At 67.6% G+C, this 19,023-nt stretch carries 12 protein-coding genes, 1 pseudogene and 1 CRISPR repeat array; of the genes and pseudogenes, 7 read left to right on the plus strand and 6 right to left on the minus strand.

Annotated elements, in window-relative coordinates; genetic code table 11:
- Positions 1 to 247 precede the first annotated feature (247 nt).
- Together ACH4FH_RS35810 and ACH4FH_RS35815 are read left to right on the plus strand one after the other, a co-directional pair.
- The gene (locus tag ACH4FH_RS35810; protein ID WP_398560149.1) at positions 248 to 736 is read left to right on the plus strand and encodes an NUDIX hydrolase; all 489 of its coding nucleotides are present in this window, start codon (positions 248 to 250) and stop codon (positions 734 to 736) included.
- Between the two features lie 741 nt (positions 737 to 1,477).
- Positions 1,478 to 2,023 carry a hypothetical protein gene (locus tag ACH4FH_RS35815; protein ID WP_398560150.1) on the plus strand — a complete coding sequence of 182 codons (546 nt, stop codon included), beginning with the start codon at positions 1,478 to 1,480 and terminating at the stop codon, positions 2,021 to 2,023.
- A 1,081-nt stretch (positions 2,024 to 3,104) separates the two neighbouring features.
- Positions 3,105 to 4,427: a CRISPR direct-repeat array (repeat unit 29 nt; unit sequence GTCCTCTCCGCGCGAGCGGAGGTGAACCG).
- A 436-nt stretch (positions 4,428 to 4,863) separates the two neighbouring features.
- On the opposite strand, the gene ACH4FH_RS35820 is transcribed toward ACH4FH_RS35815, so the two are convergent.
- Complete coding sequence (locus ACH4FH_RS35820; RefSeq protein ID WP_398560151.1) at positions 4,864 to 5,304, minus strand: hypothetical protein; 441 nt, start codon at positions 5,302 to 5,304, stop codon at positions 4,864 to 4,866.
- 742 nt (positions 5,305 to 6,046) lie between these two features.
- On the opposite strand from ACH4FH_RS35820, the gene ACH4FH_RS35825 reads away from it, so the two are divergent.
- The 3 genes from ACH4FH_RS35825 (at position 6,047) to ACH4FH_RS35835 (ending at position 11,326) form a co-directional block, all read left to right on the plus strand.
- The gene (locus ACH4FH_RS35825) at positions 6,047 to 6,937 is read left to right on the plus strand and encodes a hypothetical protein (protein WP_398560152.1); all 891 of its coding nucleotides are present in this window, start codon (positions 6,047 to 6,049) and stop codon (positions 6,935 to 6,937) included.
- Positions 6,922 to 10,437, plus strand: coding sequence for a DEAD/DEAH box helicase (locus ACH4FH_RS35830; protein WP_398560153.1), 3,516 nt, complete (start codon positions 6,922 to 6,924; stop codon positions 10,435 to 10,437). Before ACH4FH_RS35825 ends, ACH4FH_RS35830 begins: the two co-directional genes overlap by 16 nt.
- 103 nt (positions 10,438 to 10,540) lie before the next feature.
- Positions 10,541 to 11,326, plus strand: a complete 786-nt coding sequence (locus tag ACH4FH_RS35835; protein WP_398560154.1) for a hypothetical protein — start codon at positions 10,541 to 10,543, stop codon at positions 11,324 to 11,326.
- Between the two features lie 1,070 nt (positions 11,327 to 12,396).
- Here the strand turns inward: ACH4FH_RS35835 and ACH4FH_RS35840 are convergent.
- The 5 genes and pseudogenes from ACH4FH_RS35840 to ACH4FH_RS35860 all read right to left on the minus strand — a co-directional run bounded on the left by ACH4FH_RS35840 (position 12,397) and on the right by ACH4FH_RS35860 (position 17,185).
- Positions 12,397 to 13,254, minus strand: coding sequence for a methyltransferase domain-containing protein (locus ACH4FH_RS35840; protein ID WP_398560161.1), 858 nt, complete (start codon positions 13,252 to 13,254; stop codon positions 12,397 to 12,399).
- Positions 13,255 to 14,230: 976 nt separating this feature from the next.
- A complete protein-coding gene (locus ACH4FH_RS35845; protein WP_398560155.1) occupies positions 14,231 to 14,665 on the minus strand; it encodes a hypothetical protein in 435 nt (144 codons plus the stop codon).
- A 69-nt stretch (positions 14,666 to 14,734) separates the two neighbouring features.
- Positions 14,735 to 14,986 (minus strand): annotated as a pseudogene (locus ACH4FH_RS35850) (transcriptional regulator); the annotation flags it as partial.
- Positions 14,987 to 15,247: 261 nt separating this feature from the next.
- A complete protein-coding gene (locus ACH4FH_RS35855; protein WP_398560156.1) occupies positions 15,248 to 15,730 on the minus strand; it encodes a hypothetical protein in 483 nt (160 codons plus the stop codon).
- 15 nt (positions 15,731 to 15,745) lie between these two features.
- Positions 15,746 to 17,185 carry a helix-turn-helix domain-containing protein gene (locus ACH4FH_RS35860; RefSeq protein ID WP_398560157.1) on the minus strand — a complete coding sequence of 480 codons (1,440 nt, stop codon included), beginning with the start codon at positions 17,183 to 17,185 and terminating at the stop codon, positions 15,746 to 15,748.
- A 152-nt stretch (positions 17,186 to 17,337) separates the two neighbouring features.
- Here ACH4FH_RS35860 and ACH4FH_RS35865 point away from each other — a divergent pair, with 152 nt between their 5' ends.
- Together ACH4FH_RS35865 and ACH4FH_RS35870 are read left to right on the plus strand one after the other, a co-directional pair.
- A complete protein-coding gene (locus ACH4FH_RS35865; RefSeq protein WP_398560158.1) occupies positions 17,338 to 17,739 on the plus strand; it encodes a DUF6415 family natural product biosynthesis protein in 402 nt (133 codons plus the stop codon).
- Positions 17,736 to 18,122, plus strand: a complete 387-nt coding sequence (locus ACH4FH_RS35870; RefSeq protein WP_398560159.1) for a recombinase family protein — start codon at positions 17,736 to 17,738, stop codon at positions 18,120 to 18,122. Before ACH4FH_RS35865 ends, ACH4FH_RS35870 begins: the two co-directional genes overlap by 4 nt.
- The last annotated feature ends 901 nt before the right edge of the window (positions 18,123 to 19,023 follow it).

Below are 19,023 nucleotides of genomic sequence, written 5' to 3' on the forward strand. Positions count from 1 at the left end.
CACGCGAGGTCGACGTGCCCGGCTCCACCCGATCCGTGGCAGATCATCCACTGCTTCAGCGACCGGGCGCCCTACTGCCCGCATACGCTGAAACCGACGGATTCGCCGCAGAGGACTATCCTGCCGCCCGTCCGGTCCACGGCACCACGATCAAGCTCCCGGTGTGGCACCGCGAACAGGATCTCCCGCTCGCGAACGCCTACGCCGCGGCAATCACCAAAGTCGCCCTCAACCACAAGGACCTCCTGTGACCCTCACCCTCGGGACGGATCTGACCAACGAGCTCATCGCGGCCGCCGACCGGGACAGCATCACCAAGTACGTCGTGGGCGCCGCCATCCATGACCCCGAGGGCCGGGTACTGATCATGCGCCGTGCCGCCGGCGACTTCATGGGCGGCCTGTGGGAACTGCCGTCGGGCAGCGTGGACCGCGGCGAGGGCCTGCTCGAGGCCCTTCACCGCGAGGTGAAGGAAGAGACCGGCCTGCAGCTGGTCACCGTCGAGAGCTACCTGGGTCACTTCGACTACACCTCCGGCTCCGGCAAACGTGCCCGCCAGTTCACCTTCGCAGCCACCGCGAACGTCGCCACGACCGTACGACTCTCCCCGGACGAGCACGATGCCTACTTGTGGGCGGACGAGACAGAGCAGAACAGGGTCTCGGAGGACGTAAGGACTGTGCTGGGTACCTGGAAGATCCGGGCGGGGCGCCCAGGACGCCACCTACAGGCGTGAATTACGCCGCACGCATACGCCTCGACCCTCGCTCCGCTCCGGAGCCCCCGCATTGCCGGCGTCAGCGGTAACTTCAGGGGCGTGCACAACACCCGCTCCTTGAGTCAAGAAAAGGCAAATCGCTCCTAACAGCGCAGGTCGCGAAGGTGCTCTCCGCGCGAGCGGAGGTGAACCGGCCAAGGAGTTCATCCTCGCCTACGAGAAGCAGTGCTCTCCGCGCGAGCGGAGGTGAGCCGGCGTACCGCGACGGCGTCAAGGACGGCTTGACGTGCTCTCCGCGCAGGCGGAGGTGAACCGTACGGCGGTTTCCCCCGTACTGGGAGACCCAGTGCTCTCCGCGCAGGCGGAGGTGAGCCGCTTCTGGCCAAGGAGCTGGGCGTGCCCAGCGTGTGCTCTCCGCGCAGGCGGAGGTGAACCGCCGGACTCGGTGTACCGCTACCTCAGCGGCAAGTCCTCTCCGCGCGAGCGGAGGTGAACTGGCACTGGCCTGCGAGCGGGAGGGGCGCCAGGAGTCCTCTTCGCGCGAGCGGAGGTGAGCCGGTTCTGGCGCATGCGAACGGTGGTGATGTCGGGTCCTTTCCGCGCGAGCGGTGGTGAACCGTTGGCGGTGGCGTTCCTCTCGACAGGGAAGGCGTGCTCCGCGCAGGCGAAGGTGAACCGCTCGACATACGCCTGCTTACGTGCCGATGATCTAGGTGGCTGCCGCGACGCTGGTGGCGGGGTGGGAGTGAAGGAGGCGCGGTGCTGGGGTTGCTGGGGTTCTATGACGAACTCGAGAGTCTTCCCGGCAGGCCGAACGGATCCATACACGATGTGATTCGGCCTGCGGGCGAGCCGGATGAGGCGGATCTGGTGGCATATCTGGATGCCGGTCACGTCCTTATCGACGTCATGGAAGCGGGCCGCGACGTCGTCAGCGGAAGCGCGCACCGTCACTCCCTGGGATGCTCATCGCTGGTGACGGACGGCGCTTGGCTCTGGCGTCAGGACTTCCCGCACTACGTGGAAGCGCACCACGTCCTGGTCCCGACGGCGTTCATGGAGCACGTGCGAGGTCTCAATTATCAGATGCCGGCCCTCATCAGTGCTGAGTTCGCCTCCCACTATGACGAGACCATGCCTCTGGTCGGCTGGGCCTCGGCTGTCCCGTGGCGATCGTCTATGGCCGTGCTCGAACCTCAACCGCCAGCCGTGACGAGCAAGGCAGAGTTCGACGCGGCGATGCTGGCCCAGGAACGAAGCCGGCCACACGGCAAGTGGACAAAGCCTCGCAAGCCGAGGGTGTAGCGACCTCGGCCATCGTCTACGGCTGGGGTACTCCGGTGTTGCGAGGGGGCTTTACGTGCAGCGGAGGTGTACCGAAGGCGCGCCAGGCACTGACGAGCTCTGCGCGTGGCGCAGCTGGCATATAACTCGCCGGCGGCCGGAACTCTGATGGCCGCCCCCGTTGTCCTCGCCTACGGAACCCGTTCGGCAGCGAGCTTGCCCGGGTAGATTCTCCCAGGTACGCAGCCTCAGTTCCTTGAGTCAAGAATACGCAAAATGCCCCTAACGCCGCAGGTCGCAAAGTCCTCTCCGCGCACGCGGAGGTGAGCCGCGGGTCGTCCGGGCCGTGCTGTTCTGATGGTGGTCCTCTCCGCGCAGGCGGAGGTGAGCCGGTCACCGACGGTGCGGCGGTCCGGGAGAACGGGGCCTCTCCGCGCAGGCGGAGGTGAGCCGGCCGACGGGACGTACGAGACGGCGGCATACCCGTCCTCTCCGCGCAAGCGGAGGTGAGCCGGAGATCATTTACGCCGACAAGGGGCGGGCCCGGTCCTCTCCGCGCAGGCGGAGGTGAACCGGGTGAGGTCGGGGGTTCGGACCCCTCTCCGTCGTGTTATCCGCGCAGGCGGAGGTTAGCCGGACGTGGAGAACGGGTCGGCCTCCTGGCCCTGGTGTACTCCGCGCAGGCGGAGGTGAGCCGCCGATGGTCTACCGACCACAGTCGGGGTTCTAGTGCTCTCCGCGCGAGCGGAGGTGAACCGGGCATGAGCCGCGGCGGCCTCGTCGCCATGAAGTCCTCTCCGCGCGAGCGGAGGTGAACCGGGACACCCGCCCCATGAGCGGCTCCTCGCTCGGTGCTCTCCGCGCGAGCGGAGGTGAGCCGCGGATCCCCGAGGTGGCCCGGGTCATCCACGTGTGCTCTCCGCGCGAGCGGAGGTGAACCGGCAACGTTGGCCGGCCTGCGCGGTGCCCGCCGGTGCTCTCCGCGCGAGCGGAGGTGCCCACTCGACAACTGCCTGCGTGCATGCCGATGATCTCGGTGACTGCCGCGACGCTGGTGGCGGGATGGGATCCTCATCAGCTGGGACGCGAGCTAGCAGGGGGCCTCTCCGCGCAGGCGGAGGTGAGCCGGCCCGTCAGACAGGGATTGGCAGGGCTCGTTGGTGCTCTCCGCGCAGGCGGAGGTGAACCGTCGAGGCGGATGCGGCGGGGCGCCGAGCTGCCATGGTCTTCGCGCAGGCGGAGGTGAGCCGCACAGGTCATCATCGGGGTCATGATCGGCGGTGTGCTCTCCGCGCGAGCGGAGGTGAACCGCCGGACCCCACGCTGAACATGACCAGCTTCCGGTCCTCTCCGCGCGAGCGGAGGTGAACCGCTGTCGCCGTCGTAGGTCGGCTGCGGGGGCTCGTCCTCTCCGCGCGAGCGGAGGTGAACCGCCCGTCGGCCAGACGGTTGCCGCGTTCCTCGCGTCCTCTCCGCGCGAGCGGAGGTGAACCGTGTGGCCTACGTCCACGATGTCGATTCCGTCCGTCCTCTCCGCGCGAGCGGAGGTGAACCGAAGACGGCATCGGTGGCGACCATGACGAGAGCGTCCTCTCCGCGCGAGCGGAGGTGGACCGGTCGCCAGAATCGTGGTGACCTTGGATGGGCAGTCCTCTCCGCGCGAGCGGAGGTGAACCGCCTTCATCTTGTCGCGGCACTTGATCTCGACGGCCTTCTCCGCGCGAGCGGAGGTGAACCGGCGCCGACCGACGAAATCCCTGCGCCGGAGGAGTCCTCTCCGCGCGAGCGGAGGTGAGCCGGCGAGCCCTGAGGTTCGGATCTCTGCCGCGAGGTGCTCTCCGCGCAGGCGGAGGTGAGCCGGGGAGCTCGCGGTAGGCGATGCGGTAGCGGTCGTGCTCTCCGCTTAGGCGGAGGTGAGCCGCCCAACGATTTCCTCGGCCAAGCTCTGCGGGCGTGCTCTCCGCGCAGGCGGAGGTGAGCCGGCCGCGGCTGTGCTGCGGAACATCAAGGTCAAGTGCTCTCCGCGCGAGCAGAGGTGAGCCGCGCGTCGACCGCTCAGATCTTGTACCTCATGAGTCCTCTCCGCGCGAGCGGAGGTGAGCCGGAGAAGCGAGCCTCCCACTCGAACTCTCCGGGGTCCTCTCCGCGCAGGCGGAGGTGAGCCGTACCCCAACACGTACAGCAGCGGCCAGTCCGTGTGGTCTCCGCGCAGGCGGAGGCGAGCCGTTGCGCACACAGATCAAGGGCGAGGGCGGCACGTGGTCTCCGCGCAGGCGGAGGTGAGCCGTACAGCGTCGAGCTTGAATGGGATCGGCGCCCTGTGGCTTGTAGAGAGGTGCTCTCCGGCTCGAGCGGAGGTGAACCGACCTGGGCATCGAAGCCAGCCCAGTTGGGCCGTCCTCTCCGCGCTAGCGGAAGCGAGCCGCTATAGAGGCATGAGGGATCACGGAGGCACGTGTCGGGTGCGCGTCATGAGCAACGCCCGTCGCTGGGCCAACGCGCAACAACGGCACCTGGGGCACATACTTGACCTCGGGGACGCGGGGACCCGGAGGAACATAGTGGCTGCTCAACGAGCATTTGTGCTCGGCATTGATCTCGACGGAGTAGTGGCTGACTTCTACGGTTGCATGAGACATGTCGCTGCTGAGTGGCGCGGCGTCGAGGTCAGCCAACTTACGCAGGAGGTTTCGTATGGACTCCCTGAGTGGGGGCTCGTCGAGGACGAGTACGACCGGCTGGACTCCCTGAGTGGGGGCTCGTCGAGGACGAGTACGACCGGCTCCACCGTTTCGCCGTCACTCAACGACACCTTTCTGCCGTCGAGCGCTTGCCCCTTCACGACAGTGGTCGGCCCGGCGCTATGCGGGGCGAAGAACAGGAATGATCTTTGTAAGGATCTCGTGCAGCTGACGGGCGCCCAGGGCGACGCGGGCATCGGTGTCCCGCGACATCTCCTCGGAAAGCCGTAGCGCCTTTTCCCGGTCTTCGGAGAAGATGCTGAATACATCGAGGATGGCGGTGTGGATCCACTCGCTGTGATTCGAGTTGGCGACGGCCAGTGCGGAGGCGACTATCGCCAGCCCGGCCTTGTCCTGTCGCCGAAGCAAGGCTTCCGCGGTCCGCCGTGTGACGAAGGTGTCACCTGGGTCGAGCACAAGCTCCAGCAACGGACCGAGCGCCTCCTGCATCTCGGCGAACCCTGCCAGACCGTGGCCAGCATCCGCCCGGTCACGGTAATCGTGACTTTGTCCAAGCTCTCCGAGCGCCACGACAGCCTCACGCCGCAGGTCACCGTCCACTTGTTTGCCCATCCCTCCCAAGACCTCGGGCCAAGTGCCATCGAGGCGCCCTACGAAGTGATCGCCAGGACAGTACCTCGTGGTCTCCGCGCAGGCTGAGGTGAACCGTAATCGTGGCGAAAGTGGAAGCGGTGTTGGAGGTGGTCTCCTAACGAGCGGAGGTGAACCGCCCGAGCCCTCGGCGCCACAGGAGCCGTCGAGGTGGTCTCCGCGCAGGCGGAGGTGAGCCGCGGTACGGAAGCGTGTACGGATCGGTGCACGCCGAGTGCTCTCCGCGCGAGCGGAGGTGAGCCGGCACTCGACAAGACGGCGGACATCTCCGCCGCGTCTCCGCCCGAGCGGAGGTGAGCGGGGCCCAGCCACTGACGGAACTCTCCGCGTGGGGAGGCTGACTGATGCGCGAACTGAAAGCGGCTGTTGGCATCTAGGACTTGTCCGGGCGATCTCTGAGGGCAGCGGCGCCCAGCGCCCCGCTGTACTCGAGTAGATGCTGGAGGAGACCTTCGATCACTCTGTCGTGCACCACGGATACACCAACTACATGCGCGACTACGAGGTCATCGTCTACGCGACGGCTAGCCTCGAGAAGTCCTAACAAAGCACTACTAGGCATGCGAACACGTCCTTGGCCCCCTCCAGGACCGGCGCGGACCGCTCGATAGGGTGATCTGCCGAGGTCTGCCTCGGTCCCCTGCACCCAACCGGTACGGTGCGGGTGGTCTGGGACGAGCAGGGGGTTCGGGTGGCGGACGTTTCGCCCGCGCAGGCGCTGGCCCGAGCGAAGGCCGTCGGTGGGCGGGTGGCCGACCTGGTACGACGGGAGCCCCGAGGAGTCGACCAGACGTGCCGCTGGGAGCTCGTCGTGACCCTCAGCGGCAGCCCCGAGGACCGGGCGGCCGCCGGGTGGATCGTCGCCGACGAGATCATGCGGGAACGCACCGGCGGGCGCGCACGGACCTACGGAAAGTGGCGCGAGGCCACCTTGAACGGGGCGAAGCTGACCGGGACGGATCACGTCCTGGTGAAGGCCTTCGCGGAGCCTGTCTTCGAAGCGGCAGCCGCGAAGAAGGAGGGCAACCACGGGCTGGCCGGGTACGTGGGCGAGTGGCTCTGGTACCTCCTGACCCGCGACTTACCCGAGGATCCAGCGCGCGCCGTGGAGATCCTCGGACCGCCGAAGGCCGCCGTTAACGACGGAGGGGGCGACGGACTCATCGTCTACCGGGAAGGCGGTACGGCCCGGGGCTTCTCCTTCCGTCTGTGGGAGATGAAGAAGTACACCGGGAAGGTGAACCGGCCGGAGGGGGCGATCCGCAAGGGCTGGACGCAGCTCAGCACCAAGGGTGCGACCTACCTGGGAATGCTCTCCTGGGGCGACAAGCTGCTCGCTGACGACACCCGGGAGTTCGTGGGCAGTCTGGCCGAGCAGTGGGTCGATGAGGAGGAGTCGGCCGGCGGCGGTGTTAGCGTCGCGCTGAACACCACGGCGATCCCGACGAAGGCCTTCCACCTCGCGCACGAGCACTTCACCACCCACAGGCACCCCGGCGCGCTGCAGGGCCTGGTGGTGGCGATCGACAACCTCGAGGGCTTCGCCCATGAGGTGAGGGAGTACGTGTGGACCGCACTCTAGATCCGGCTGTACTCGCGACCGCCCTCGGCGAATACCGCCCCGGTGGGGTCCTGCCCTCGGCGCAGGAACTGCTGGCGGCCATGACCCAACTGGAGATCGCCGCCTTCGGCAGGGACCAAGAGATCCCGGACGACGTGCTGGCGACGGCGTGGCTCCTGCACGGACTGGCCGCGGTCGAGCCCGAGACGCCCGGGTTCGACCCGATGCGGATCCGGCAGGCCCTCGCGGTCAGCGCGCACGTGATGGACCTAGCCCTGGCCGACGAGCGACACTCCCCCACCGAGCGGCTGAGGATCGCCTTCGCCGCCCAGGCCGGGTACCGCAGGTGCGAGCAAGAGCCCAACGCCACCGCCGTCTACCGCCAGGTCAAGAACCTGGTGCACTTCACCTCCTCGCTCCCGGCGCACCTCGACACCCTGGCCCTGGAGGCCGGCGTCGTGTTCCTGGCATTCGACCGGCCTGACCTGAACCGGGCCCTGTCCGCCTGGCGCCGCCAGTTCGCGGAGTTGCGCACGCTGATGAACGACGAACCGCTGGCGGGCACCATGTACGGACCCGCCGAAGCCGTCGTCGAAGCGGTCCACCTCCTCCGCCTGTTCCTCTCGTTCGGCGATCTGGACCGTCTACACGACGCACAGGACCTGCTGGGCAGCGTGCTGGACGGGCGCGCCGGCCGCGGTGACCCGACCGCCCGGTGGGTCGCGGCCCACCTTCTCGGTCTGAGCGGCGAGATGGCCGCCAGCAGCCTGTACACGCTGCTTCCGGAGGGGACGCCGGATGCGGTTGCCCGGACCTTCACGGTGTCCCACCCGCCGGTTATGACCCTGTGGCGCCCGCAGCGCCAGTTGCTGAACCTGGAGCGGGGCAACCCGGTCGCCCCCGGCACCGGCCGGAGCCTGATCAGCGTGCCCACCAGCGCAGGCAAGACGCTGATGGCCCAGCTGGTCATCTGCTCCCACCTGGCACAGAAGCCCGGCCGCGTGGTCTACGTGTCGCCGATGCGCAGCCTCGGCCGGGAGATGCGGGCCGCGCTGCGCGGCCGGCTGCGGCTGATGGAACGCAAGCTCGTCGCCGAGCAACCGGACTTCCCGCTCGCCGACGGCAGCGGGTCCCTCGTCGGGGACGTGGACGTTGTGACCCCGGAACGGCTCATGCACATTATCCGCAACAACCCAGGCGGAGCGCTGGACGACGTCAGCCTCATCGTCGTCGACGAGGCCCACCACCTCACGCAAGGACGGCGCGGCTTCGTGCTAGAGAGCCTGCTCGCCCTCCTGCGAACCCGCCCCGACATCCGGCTGGTGCTGCTGTCCGCCGCTGTCGGCAACCGGGCTGCCCTGGCTTCGTGGCTGGACCCGACGCGGCCGGCGGAGGAGATCTATTTCACCGACGACTGGCGCGGCCCCCGGCGGCTGCACGGCCTCATGTACCCGCAGCTGCTCAAGGGTCAGGCCGAGCGCACCCGGCGCAAGCCGAGCAAGAACCACTCCTCCACCACCCGGGCCACTGTGCCGGTGGCCTCCCGGCTCGACGTCCGGCCGACCGCCACCAGCGGCACCTTCGGTCTGACCATCCCCGGCGTCGGCACCAGGGCGTACGCCTCCCCCAACGCCTGGCAGTGGAACAAGGACACCAAGCTGACCGGTGGCATCTCGGACTACGAGGTGTTCGCCGCCGGCGCCGCTGCCCTGACCCGTGCGGGCAGCGTCCTGATGGTCGTCGCCAGCAAAGTCATCGCCAGGAACGCCGCGTACGCCATGGCCAAGCGGTTGGATGTCCGCCCCGAGGCGGCGGCGCTCACCGAGTTCCTGGCCGAGACCCTCGGCGAGCAGCACCCCCTGGTCGACTGCACCCGCCACGGCGTCGCCTTCCACCACGGTGACCTTCCCGACGACGTCCTCCACGCCGTCGAACAAGGGCTTCGCGACGGGGACCTGCTGGCCATCGCCAGCACCACCACCCTCACTGACGGCGTCAACCTTCCGGTACGCACTGTCATCATCAGTCACACGGTCGAGGGTGATCACACGCGCGGGAACCAGCGCAGCCTCAGTCCTGCGGAGCTGTTGAACGCCATCGGCCGGGCCGGCCGGGCGGGGCGTGAGAGCGAGGGGTGGGTCATCCTCACCCGCCCCTACCCGCCCCGGCCAGCGGAGTTCGAGACACTCACCCCCGACACCGAGCAGCTCACCGTCACTTCCGAACTGCTCAGCGAGGAAGCGCTGTGGGCCCTTGCACTTGCTGAGCGGGAGCTGCAGCACTCCCTCGACAACCTGTTCGGCGTGTTGGGGACTGTCGCGGCCGACTTCGCCGCGTTCGTGTGGCTCGTCCTGCAGACCCATGCCGAGACCCTCCACGCACCCGGCTACCGGCTGGACCCGGTGCGATCACTGCTCGCGATGGAACAGGCCGATGACGAGTCGGTCCCGGCCCGCTGGATGGCGCTCGCGGAGAAGGTCGCCATGGTCTACGACACCACCGACCCCGGCTCCGCGCGTCGCTGGGCCAGCACCGGTACCAGCATCGGATCCGCGCGCTTCCTCGACAGCATCGCCCAGCGCCTCGCGGAGCAGCTGGTCGCCCAAGCGGTCCCCGCAGACACCCTGGACGAGATCAGTGTCTTCTTGGGGCCGCCCGAATGGCCGCTGGAGCAGACCCTGAGCTTCCTATCCGAGCAAGACGTCTTCGAGAGCCTTCTGGTGATGCCCGAGACCTTCGGGTGCTGGAAGTTCACCGGGACACGCAACGGGGGCTTCGCCGCCGACGTGCCGATCAGCGGCGCGATCCGGGACTGGATCTCCGGCACCTCCATCCCGGAACTGGCCCGCACCTGGATGCCTGACAGCTTGCCAGCCGATCCCCGGCCGCTGGAGCAGGCCGTGCACAGCATCAGCAAGGCCTTCGAGCACGCGATCAGCTGGACAGCCGGCGCCTTGGTCAACCTCGTCAATACCCACCCCCTGCTGACCCCCACCACGCCCCGCCTGTTCGCACACACGGCCTGGCACATCCGGCACGGCGTCGATACCGAGCAGGCGATCACCCTGCTCACCTCCGGCATCACCTCCCGCCGCCTGGCCCACCAGATCGGCCGCGCCGCGGCAGATGCCCGCATCAGTTCCGGCGAGCTCCGCACCTGGCTCGCCGATCAGCAGATCGACGGCTGGATCACCGCGTACAAGGCCAACACGTACGAGGTCGAGGACCTCCTCGACTACGTGAGCAAGCCGGCCAACCCGCTCAACGAACTGCTGCGAGGCCGCCCCGTGACCATCCCTCTTGCACGGGTAGGCCCGGGCACCGGAGACGGGCCGGTCACCCTGACCCACCCAGGCAAAAAGCCGGCGACCATCAGGGTCAACCGCGACGGCAACCAGATCGCCGCCGTCCCCGCCGCCCGGCATCACGCCGTCCTCACCATGATCGACAGCGGCCTCGACCTCACCCACCACCTTGAGGCCGGGCAGCTGGTCACCACCTTGGCCATGGCCAGCCTGTAGGGCGCCGAGGTTGGCCGGCGCCGTGCTCTCCGCGCGAGCGGAGGTGAGCCGGTGGGCACCGTCCCATACCCGCTCGGTGCCGTGTCGCCGTACAGTCGGTCAAGTGCACTACGGACAGAAGGCGTTGCTGCCAAAACCCGGCGAGTTCCCTGACGAGAAGGCACTTGCCGCGTTCGTCCTCAACGAGATGAATCAGTGGTTCCACATTGAGGAGCAGGTGTCGGGGCGCTATTGGACCGGCGAAAGGACTCGAATAGACGCAGTGCTCAGGCCCCGTGATCCGGAGAATTGGCAAGATGCCGACCCCGCCTTCGGCATCGAGTCCAAGAACCTTGGCCCAAACACAAGCACTGGCGAACGCTACGGGTGGGTTGCACAAGCCGTCGGATACACGCACTGCCAATGGCAAGGATACGAGCGACTCGGGATCTTCCTGTGCCCATCCCCTCTGAGCTGGCTCCTGTCTCGCGCCGACGAGATCGCCTCATTCCGGCAGCGGCAGATCAGTCCCGAGATTCTTGAGGCAGAGCGTCAGAGGGTGCGCGAGTACGGACGCAGCTTCGGCAAGGAGTACTCCGACGCGTACGTCGAAAGTGAGGCGTTGCTCGCACACCGGCGTCGCCTCGGTGAGCTGACCTACGAGGAGTTCGCCGCTCGCGCCGACGGGTACGCAAGCGCGGACGAACGCGAGCGTGAGCATGACCTACGGATGGCAGGCGAGCTAACCCATCTTCTGGGACAGCTCAGCGTCGGCGAACTCATGCCGTACGAGGGCAGCGGCTGGACGCTCATGCGATCGGGTGCGCGGCTATGGAGCGCAAGACAAGGCGTAGCCAAGGTCCGGTACGGGTTGCGGCCTCGCATTGGCTCCCAGCGAAGCCGACAGTAAGTCCGTCAGTCCGCGCTTCCCGGCCCACCAGCCAGCACACCCGGCGTGGCTGTGGCGTAGCGACAAGGAAAAGACTGCCGAGGGCGCTTTACGTGCAGCGGAGGCGTACCGAAGGCCCGCCAGGCCTGACGGAGCTCTGCGCGTGGCGCCGCTGCCATCTAGCCCGTCGGCGGCCGGAACTTTGACGGCCGCCCCCGTTCTCCTTGCCTACGAAACCCGCTCGGCAGCGAGCTTGCCCGAGTAGATTTACACAGGTGCGCAGCCTCAGTTCCTTGAGACAAGAATACGCAAACCGCCCCTAACGCCGCAGGTCGCGAAGGGGTCCTCTCCGCGCAGGCGGAGGTGAACCGCGGTGGCTGACCGAGGCGCAGTACGGGCGCTGGGCCTCTCCGCGCAGGCGGAGGTGAACCGGAGGCCCTATGTACAGCGGCATCGTACGCACCGGCCTCTCCGCGCAGGCGGAGGTGAACCGGACGACCCGGTGCAGGTGTGGACGAAGAGCGCGTGCTCTCCGCGCAGGGCGGAGGTGAACCGGTGGCCGAGGTCGCGGTGGGCTTTTCGTGCGAGCGGAGGTGAGCCGGGGTCCCAGGCACTGACGGAACTCTCCGCGTGGGGAGGCTGACTGATGCGCGAGCTGAATGCGGCCTGTTACATCTAGCCGCCGGCCGAAACTCCGCTGATCGTCGCCCCCCGGTGGTTCTTGCCCTACCGGGGGCCGCTCGACAGCGAACTTTCCCGGGTAGATTCACACAGGTGCGCAGCCCCTGTTCCTTGAGTCAAGAAAACGCAAAACGCTCCTGACACCCCAGGTCGCAAAGGGCGGTCTCCGCGCGAGCGGAGGTGAACCGTCGGCCCTCGCCGCATACCGCGCCCACCGCAAGCGGTCTCCGCGCGAGCGGAGGTGAACCGACGAACATGGTGCACGTCATTCTCGCCGGTTTGCGGTCTCCGCGCGAGCGGAGGTGAACCGGCGAACGTCCGCATTCTTCGATCGGAGATCAAGTGCTCTCCGCACCCTCATGGCCACGCTGGAGCAGAGCGTCCAAGCCGTGCGGGAGGAGCGTCAGGGGTCAGCGACCCTGGCACCGTGGCCGGCGGAGTGCGCTCCAGCCGCCACCGTGGCCTGTAGCGCCGTCCCTTACCCACACGTACTGCTGATCTTCCGTGACAGTCATGCCGTAGTCGTACAGCTGCGGCTTGTTCTCAGCCAGCCACACGTCCCATGCCTGCTCCAGCTCGTCGGCGAGACGGCGCGGCCCCCCTTGGTGCGCGACGGTCTTGCCGTCCCCTTGAGCTGACAGCGTCGCCCAGGACGTCACACCGTCGTGGAGCCAGGCGTTCAGGCCATCGTCGTCCACCGCCGCCGTAACCTGAAGCTCTGGCAGCGCGACGCGCAGCGCGAATCGCAGGTGCCAGTCGTCGCGCAGCGGCTCAAGGTCCCGCAACACCGGCCGCTCGTGGTCCGCCGGTCCCGTCCCGCGCACTTGGCCGAAGTCCCGGCCTGCCTCGGTGCCACGAGCAGGCATGAACTGTGCCAAGCCCTGTACCCACCCAGTCGCGGACCGGCCGTCCTCGGCGACGGTGAGTGCCACATGCCCCAAGGGGCCCCAGGGAGCAACGATGCGGCCGCCCGGCCGCGTCTGGGTCACCCATGACCACGGGATGCGATCGACCGCATACGTAGAAAGCACGCGGTCGTACGGCGCTCCTGGCGTCCAGCCCGCGGCGCCGTCGCCGACCTCCACCACCACCTGGGCGCCCACCGCGACCAGCCGTTGCTGCGCCGCCGCAGACATCTCGGCGTCCACTTCGATGCTGGTAACTCGCCCTGGCCCTGCACGCCAGGCCATCAGGCCTGCGTTGCGGCCGGTGCCGGTGCCCAGCTCCAGCGCACGATGGCCAGGCTCCAGCAAGAGGGAGTCGAGCATGTCCACTACAACGGCTTCACACGACAGACTCGAGGACGGCAAGCCGTCGGTGACCTGGGTGACCGCAGGTGCGTCCGGTCCTCCATAGACCTCGATGGCCCAACCTTCCAGGTCCGTTCTCCGGTCTACTGGCACATAGGCGTGACCGTCCCAGCGCCAGAGCCTCTCTGGGGCGAACTTGTGCCGCGGAAGCGCCTCAGCAGCCTGGCGGACCCACGGAGAACGGGCAGGCCACGCACCTCGCCGCTCCATCTCGGCTGTCAGGCGCCGACGCTGCTCAACGAACTCGGACACCGATTCCCACTACTCTCTACTTTTTGTGCTTGCCGTCGGACGGAGGCGGAGGCGGCACCTGCCCGTCTGAGTTCCCGGGCGGAGGCTTCCCCTGCGATGGTTCCGGCGGTGGCTTCTCGTGCTTGCCCACAACGGCCCCCTCCTCAACGGTTCGTCAGGCCACATGGTGACGCACGACGAAGTAACTGCGGTAGACCGCGTGCCAGCGGCCCCGCGCCATGACCGAGGCCTGGCCGCGGGAGCATCCATCGGTCGGACAGCTGTGGATCGGCCAGGATGACCTCTGGCACCGCTCCAGCGAGCCTGCTTCCTTAACGCCCATACCCGGCCTTGCTTCCGTCCCGGACACCCCGAGCCAGATCGCCTCACAGCGGATACCCGAAGGCTTACCCACCCGGATCCCCGCCGGTGAGCAGGACGTATCCGCTGTGTGCCGGAAACGGCCATCACAGCGCCGCAGCAAATCGGCCAGGACCGGTGGCCGGTACGCCTCGGCCACCACTCGTGCGCTCGTCATCGGCCATCGGCCACGACGCCCAAGGACATGAAGGGACCAGCAGCGCGGCTCACGCCCTCGCCCGGCCGCTGGCGACAGTCGCATGGCGGCCTTCACTTGTGGCCTGTCTCGGTGCGCAGAGGGTCGAGCGCGTTAAGGACCTTCGCGCCGGGTTTCGGCGCTATGTCAGAACTGCAGGAAGGCGCCCAGCTCGGCCCCAGGCGGGAACCGCTCGTCCGAGCCCAGCGGGCCGATGCATACACGCCCTTCCTCGCCGCCGAAGAAGCAGAGGGGCTCCGGCCCCTGCCCGACGACGAGTGCATTGCCGGCACAGCGCCAGGCTACGTAACGCCGCCCACCAGACACATCTGCCTCTTCCACAACGATGTCCAGCGCGGGGGGCCCGAGCAGCTGGGTGAACTGGTCGACAGCGGCCCCGAGGTGAGCGTTGAAGTCTTCCCGGTCCGCGCCCCGGAAGCTGGTCCAGCCCGGCAGGCGGCCCCACTCGTCCTGCGTGAACGCCAGATCCTCGCCCACGTGGTACTGCTCGCAGAACGGCATCAAGAACCGGGCATCCCCTTCGTAGACATGATGCCCTTGATCGGTGACGAAACGGGCCATGAACGCCAGCTCCGTCTCGGCGTCATCCCGCCATCCCAGCACGCGCTGTTGCCGGAGGCGATCACCAGGTCAACGAGCGAGCGCGCTGACCGTCGTTGCCCATCCGTAAAGCCGCTCGTCCAGGTCGCGCACGCATTGCTCGTGTTGGTTTGGGGCGAGTGCTCGGCGCACCTCCCGGACCCGTTCCATGCCCGTGGCGTACCAGGTGATCTCCAGCTGGTCGAGGGCGAGGCAGGCGTACCGGCATGCATCCTCCGGCTGACCGGCAGCTGTCTCCACTGCAGCGAGGTCCCCGTAGGTGACTGTGCGCTGTTTGTCTTCCGTGGTTGGCATCTCACGGCCTCCGTCGTACCGGGACCGACAGGCCCGGCCGGCCCCCCGGGCCCGCCCGGTGCGGACAGCGGGGACGGACGGGACGGAGCCCATGGCCGCTACGGAGAGACGTGCACCGACGGGTGCTCATACAATCGCCAGCGAGCGACCCGGACGCGCTCGTGTGCCGACATGACGGCGCCCCGTCGCCCCCGAACCCACGCCCACCACAAGTACGCCGGCGATTCTCACATCGGACCGATGCCGCTCCTAGGCGCCGCGCTCGGCCCCCGTCGGCCACACAACATCGACAGGAAGCCCGGCCTGCCGCGCCTGCTCAACAGTGTCAGCCGTCCCACCTTTTCCGGTAGATGGCATGCCGTCCCACACCGCTACGAGCCGGTCGGCCCGCTTCAATAGCTCACCGTTGGCTGCTTCGTACGCGTCGCGATTCGCGGTGTCGTACGGCATGGTCACCACGTCCGCGATGCCGGCCAGACGCTTGAACGCAGGGGCGTGATCGGGCTTGACCTTCGCCTGTTGGTAGTCCCGCGAAGGCAGGATGACGACCAGGCCCCCGCCAGCCTCGACTACTGCCTCGGCGAACAGAGTGTCGGAACCGCGTGCCAGGCAGGTGACCCCGGTCAACTCGCCTGCTTGGTGCTCGCGCAACAGGGTTCGCAGTGCCTCCTCTACCAGGGGCACGGTGCTTTCGGTGATGTCCATGTGCCCGGTAACGGCGATGGTGGTCATACTCGCTGTGTCTCCCTACGTTGCCAGCCGCTCGCGGATCTGGTCCCGGACCTCGCGCAGGGGGCCGGGGACGTCCCTGCCGACCGTATACGGGTAGAGCTGCGCAAGCTGCGTGCGCACCCGGCCCGACTGAGTACGAGCGGCGGCATCAACGGCGTGATGGGTGCTTTCGACCGCCCCGGTGACATCGCCCATCAGGAAATGACACTCGGCGAGTCCGATCCAGTCGAGCGCGTGGCTCCGGCTGGCCTCCGGACCGCGTTGGTCAAGGGCCGTTCGGATCTGCTTTGCCGCGGTGTCCGCGTGTTGGCGGGGATCCTGACGCGCGAGGTCGAGGAGCCGACCGCCGGTGACGCCGGCGAGTTCGGCGGTGTCGAAGTAGCTGATCCAGTACGGCTCGTCCTGCTCGGCGGCGGACAATGCATCGCCGGCCTGCCCACTGGCACGGCGAAAGGCGGCGTGTCGTCCCATCGCGGCGTATGCCCATGCCTCGCGGGTGTGGAGCATCGCGCGCAGGCGCGGTCCCGCGGTGTCACGGACGCTGTCCTGTGCGAGACGTACCAGTTCGAGCGCGTCATGGTGATGGTCGACATAGAGCATCTGCCGCGCCATTCCGGCGAGCACGTTGGCGCCGAAGGCGGTGTCTCCGGCTGCGTGAGCGGACCTTAGGGCTACGAGGTAGTAGTCCTGCGCCCGTCGCTGCTGTCCGGCGTCCCATGCCATCGTGGCGGCTGTGCCGGCGAGTTGAGCCATCACCCCGTACAGACGTCGCTCGATAGGCACGGTCTGGCGCTCGTTGAGGGCGGATGCCACCTCGTTGAGCTGTCCCAGCACAGCCTTTCGGCGGAGGCCCCCGCCGTACTGGCGATCCCACGCGCGGAAGGTACGCGCGGTGCTCTCCAGATCGTCGAGGTCCCGCGTTCCCAGCCGCCCGCGGCGGCGGAATCTACTGTCCGCGCTTGCAGGTTGAAGCCAGCCCTCAAGAGTGTCGAGCAGTGCGGCGCCAGTAACGGCTGCGGCAGACAGGGCGCGTGTGGCGTCGCGGCGGTTCAGCACGAGATCGCTCCTCGTCAGGTGGTCGGCTAGACCGACTGTGGCATCGGGACGCCACGGCACCTCCTCGGAGGGCTGGCGTTCCTCTTTCGGGGGAGGGGCGGTCTCCTGTTCCAGGCTCTCCCATGAGCGGGGGGCAAGACCGAGCAGCGCACCGGGAATACCGAGGCCGTCCGCGATGCGGCGGATGACGGCCATGGACGTGATCTGGTGCTGCCCGGAAATAATGTTGGAGACTTTGCCGGGGGTCAGATCACATGCTGTGGCGATCTTGTTTTGACTAAGGCCGGCCCACTTCTTGATCAGAGTGAAGGCGGCGGCAAAGTCGTGCTCGTCGAGTGCCTTGCGTAGGTCGTCACGCGCCAGCACGTCGGAGCCGAGCCGATTGGCGGGGGTGTCCATAGGGCCCCCTTCCCGAATGATCCTAGGCACGATTGGTCGTCGTGCTGCACCGGAAGCAAGTCTATTACCGCCTCGGTAACCCTTGTTGGTCATTCCTGACTTGCCGCGCTGGGAGCACGCTTTGTCCATACCGACGAGATTGGAGTTTGGACATGGACAGGCCGCCCGCTACCACGCTGGATCTGGCGCAACAGGTGCCGGTCAACGTCGCACGAGAGACGCTCCCGATCGACGTGGTCACCATCGACGAAACGATCAGCAGGGCGCTGCGCGTGAATGTCGGTCGCTTGGACCTCGTGCAGCTCGGTGAGCTAGAGGAGGAACTACGCGGCCACATCGGCTTACTGCTCCCCGAAGCCCGCGATGCGGCTGGCCGCATCTGGCGCGGCAGCCCCGAGTGGCACCGACGAATCGTGCGCCTCGACGGCATCGAGCGACAAGTCAAGCAAGGCATCAGTGACGCCCCGCTGGCATCACACTTCCAAGTTCAGCAGCTCGCCCGTGACTGCCAGTGGCTCCTCGACGATCACAAAGAGCGGGAGCAGACGCGGTGAGCGTTGAACGGGCACCCCTGGCATTCATCTACGACCGGTGTGCCACCCGCTCCCATCAGTATCTGGACATGCGGCTCGCTGGCTGCCACGTGTACGCCGCGCGCCACGGCTGGGTGCTCCGCGGCCGATGGCTCGACCTTGGCGATGCTGCGCTCGGCCAGGACCGACCCCAACTGGACTCGCTCCTCGAAGCCATGCGCGCTGAGGCAGGGAGGCGTGAAGTGATCTGCCTGGTTCACAACTGGGGCCGCCTCGCTCACGCCGTCGAGCACCGCATCGCCCTCCAGCAGCGCATCGCGCGAGCCGGCGGCTACTCGGCCACTACCTTCGACGAGTCCGACCAGCGCGCCCGCGAGGCTCTCACCGGGGCCCGTCATGCCTGAGCAGCGTCGCACCCGCCTCGTCGTGACCTATCTGACGTGCCTCGCCACCCTGGCATTCGTCCTCGCTGTCGGCATCGCCGGAGTCGAGCATGGCTGACGGCGACCGCTGTGACTGCGGCTCGACCCTCGACCTGCGCGACATCCTCGTCGACACCGTCACGGGTCCCAGCATCATCGTCACTGTCTGCGGCTTGTGCGCGGCCGGGCCGGTAAGCCCATGCCCCGTGCCCGAGTCGGTCGCCCGTGTCCTCGCCCCGGCGTGCGGCTCCCCGGAGAACCGCCCCCCTCAGCCTCTGAGACCGATGGTCAATAGTTTCTACCGTGACATCAGTACAAGTCGTGTCCAACGGAACGGGGAGTCCCATGCCCGCTTACGTCATTGTCAACGTCGATGTGTTCGATGAGGCGGCTGGCTTGGCCTACGCAACCGTGGCCCAGAGTTTTTTTACGGTCGTCGGCGATTCAGGTGTCCGTCTGAAATGATCTCCATGAGGGCGCCTTGCACCATCGCCACCAGGTGTTTTCCATAGTGTGGATGCCTCTTTTTCGGTCTCGACGGGACGTCTGACCCCAGGCGCCCGCTCCCGCCGTCGTCAGCGCGGTGCCCCATGACGTGGAGCGCTTGTTGCACATGAGCCCAGGCTCGGGGCTCGCCAGAGATCGTGACACCTGGCTGCGCAGCGAGGGCATCGGCGCCTACGTTCTGCCCCGGGCGGCTGACCTTGAGTCGAGGTCGGTGCATCCCTACCGGACTTCACCAGCGGTGCGGCCAGCTCCCCCGCCCAGTCGCTCATACCCTCGCACCCGCTAGGGCGTGTCCGCAAAGTCATGGGAGCCACAGTCGGAGGCAGGCGAGGGTGACCAGGGCTTTGTAGTGGTGGGCTCGTTTGTCGTAGCGGGT

Origin of the sequence: Streptomyces sp. NPDC017993, assembly GCF_044328065.1 — a bacterium.
GTDB lineage: Bacteria > Actinomycetota > Actinomycetes > Streptomycetales > Streptomycetaceae > Streptomyces.

Excerpts from the sequence above, each read along its gene's own strand:
- ACH4FH_RS35840 (WP_398560161.1), bottom strand. The coding sequence starts at position 13,254 with ATGCTCGACTCCCTCTTGCTGGAGCCTGGCCATCGTGCGCTGGAGCTG.
- ACH4FH_RS35845 (WP_398560155.1), bottom strand. The coding sequence starts at position 14,665 with ATGGCCCGTTTCGTCACCGATCAAGGGCATCATGTCTACGAAGGGGAT.
- ACH4FH_RS35855 (WP_398560156.1), bottom strand. The coding sequence starts at position 15,730 with ATGACCACCATCGCCGTTACCGGGCACATGGACATCACCGAAAGCACC.
- ACH4FH_RS35860 (WP_398560157.1), bottom strand. The coding sequence starts at position 17,185 with ATGGACACCCCCGCCAATCGGCTCGGCTCCGACGTGCTGGCGCGTGAC.
- ACH4FH_RS35865 (WP_398560158.1), top strand. The coding sequence starts at position 17,338 with ATGGACAGGCCGCCCGCTACCACGCTGGATCTGGCGCAACAGGTGCCG.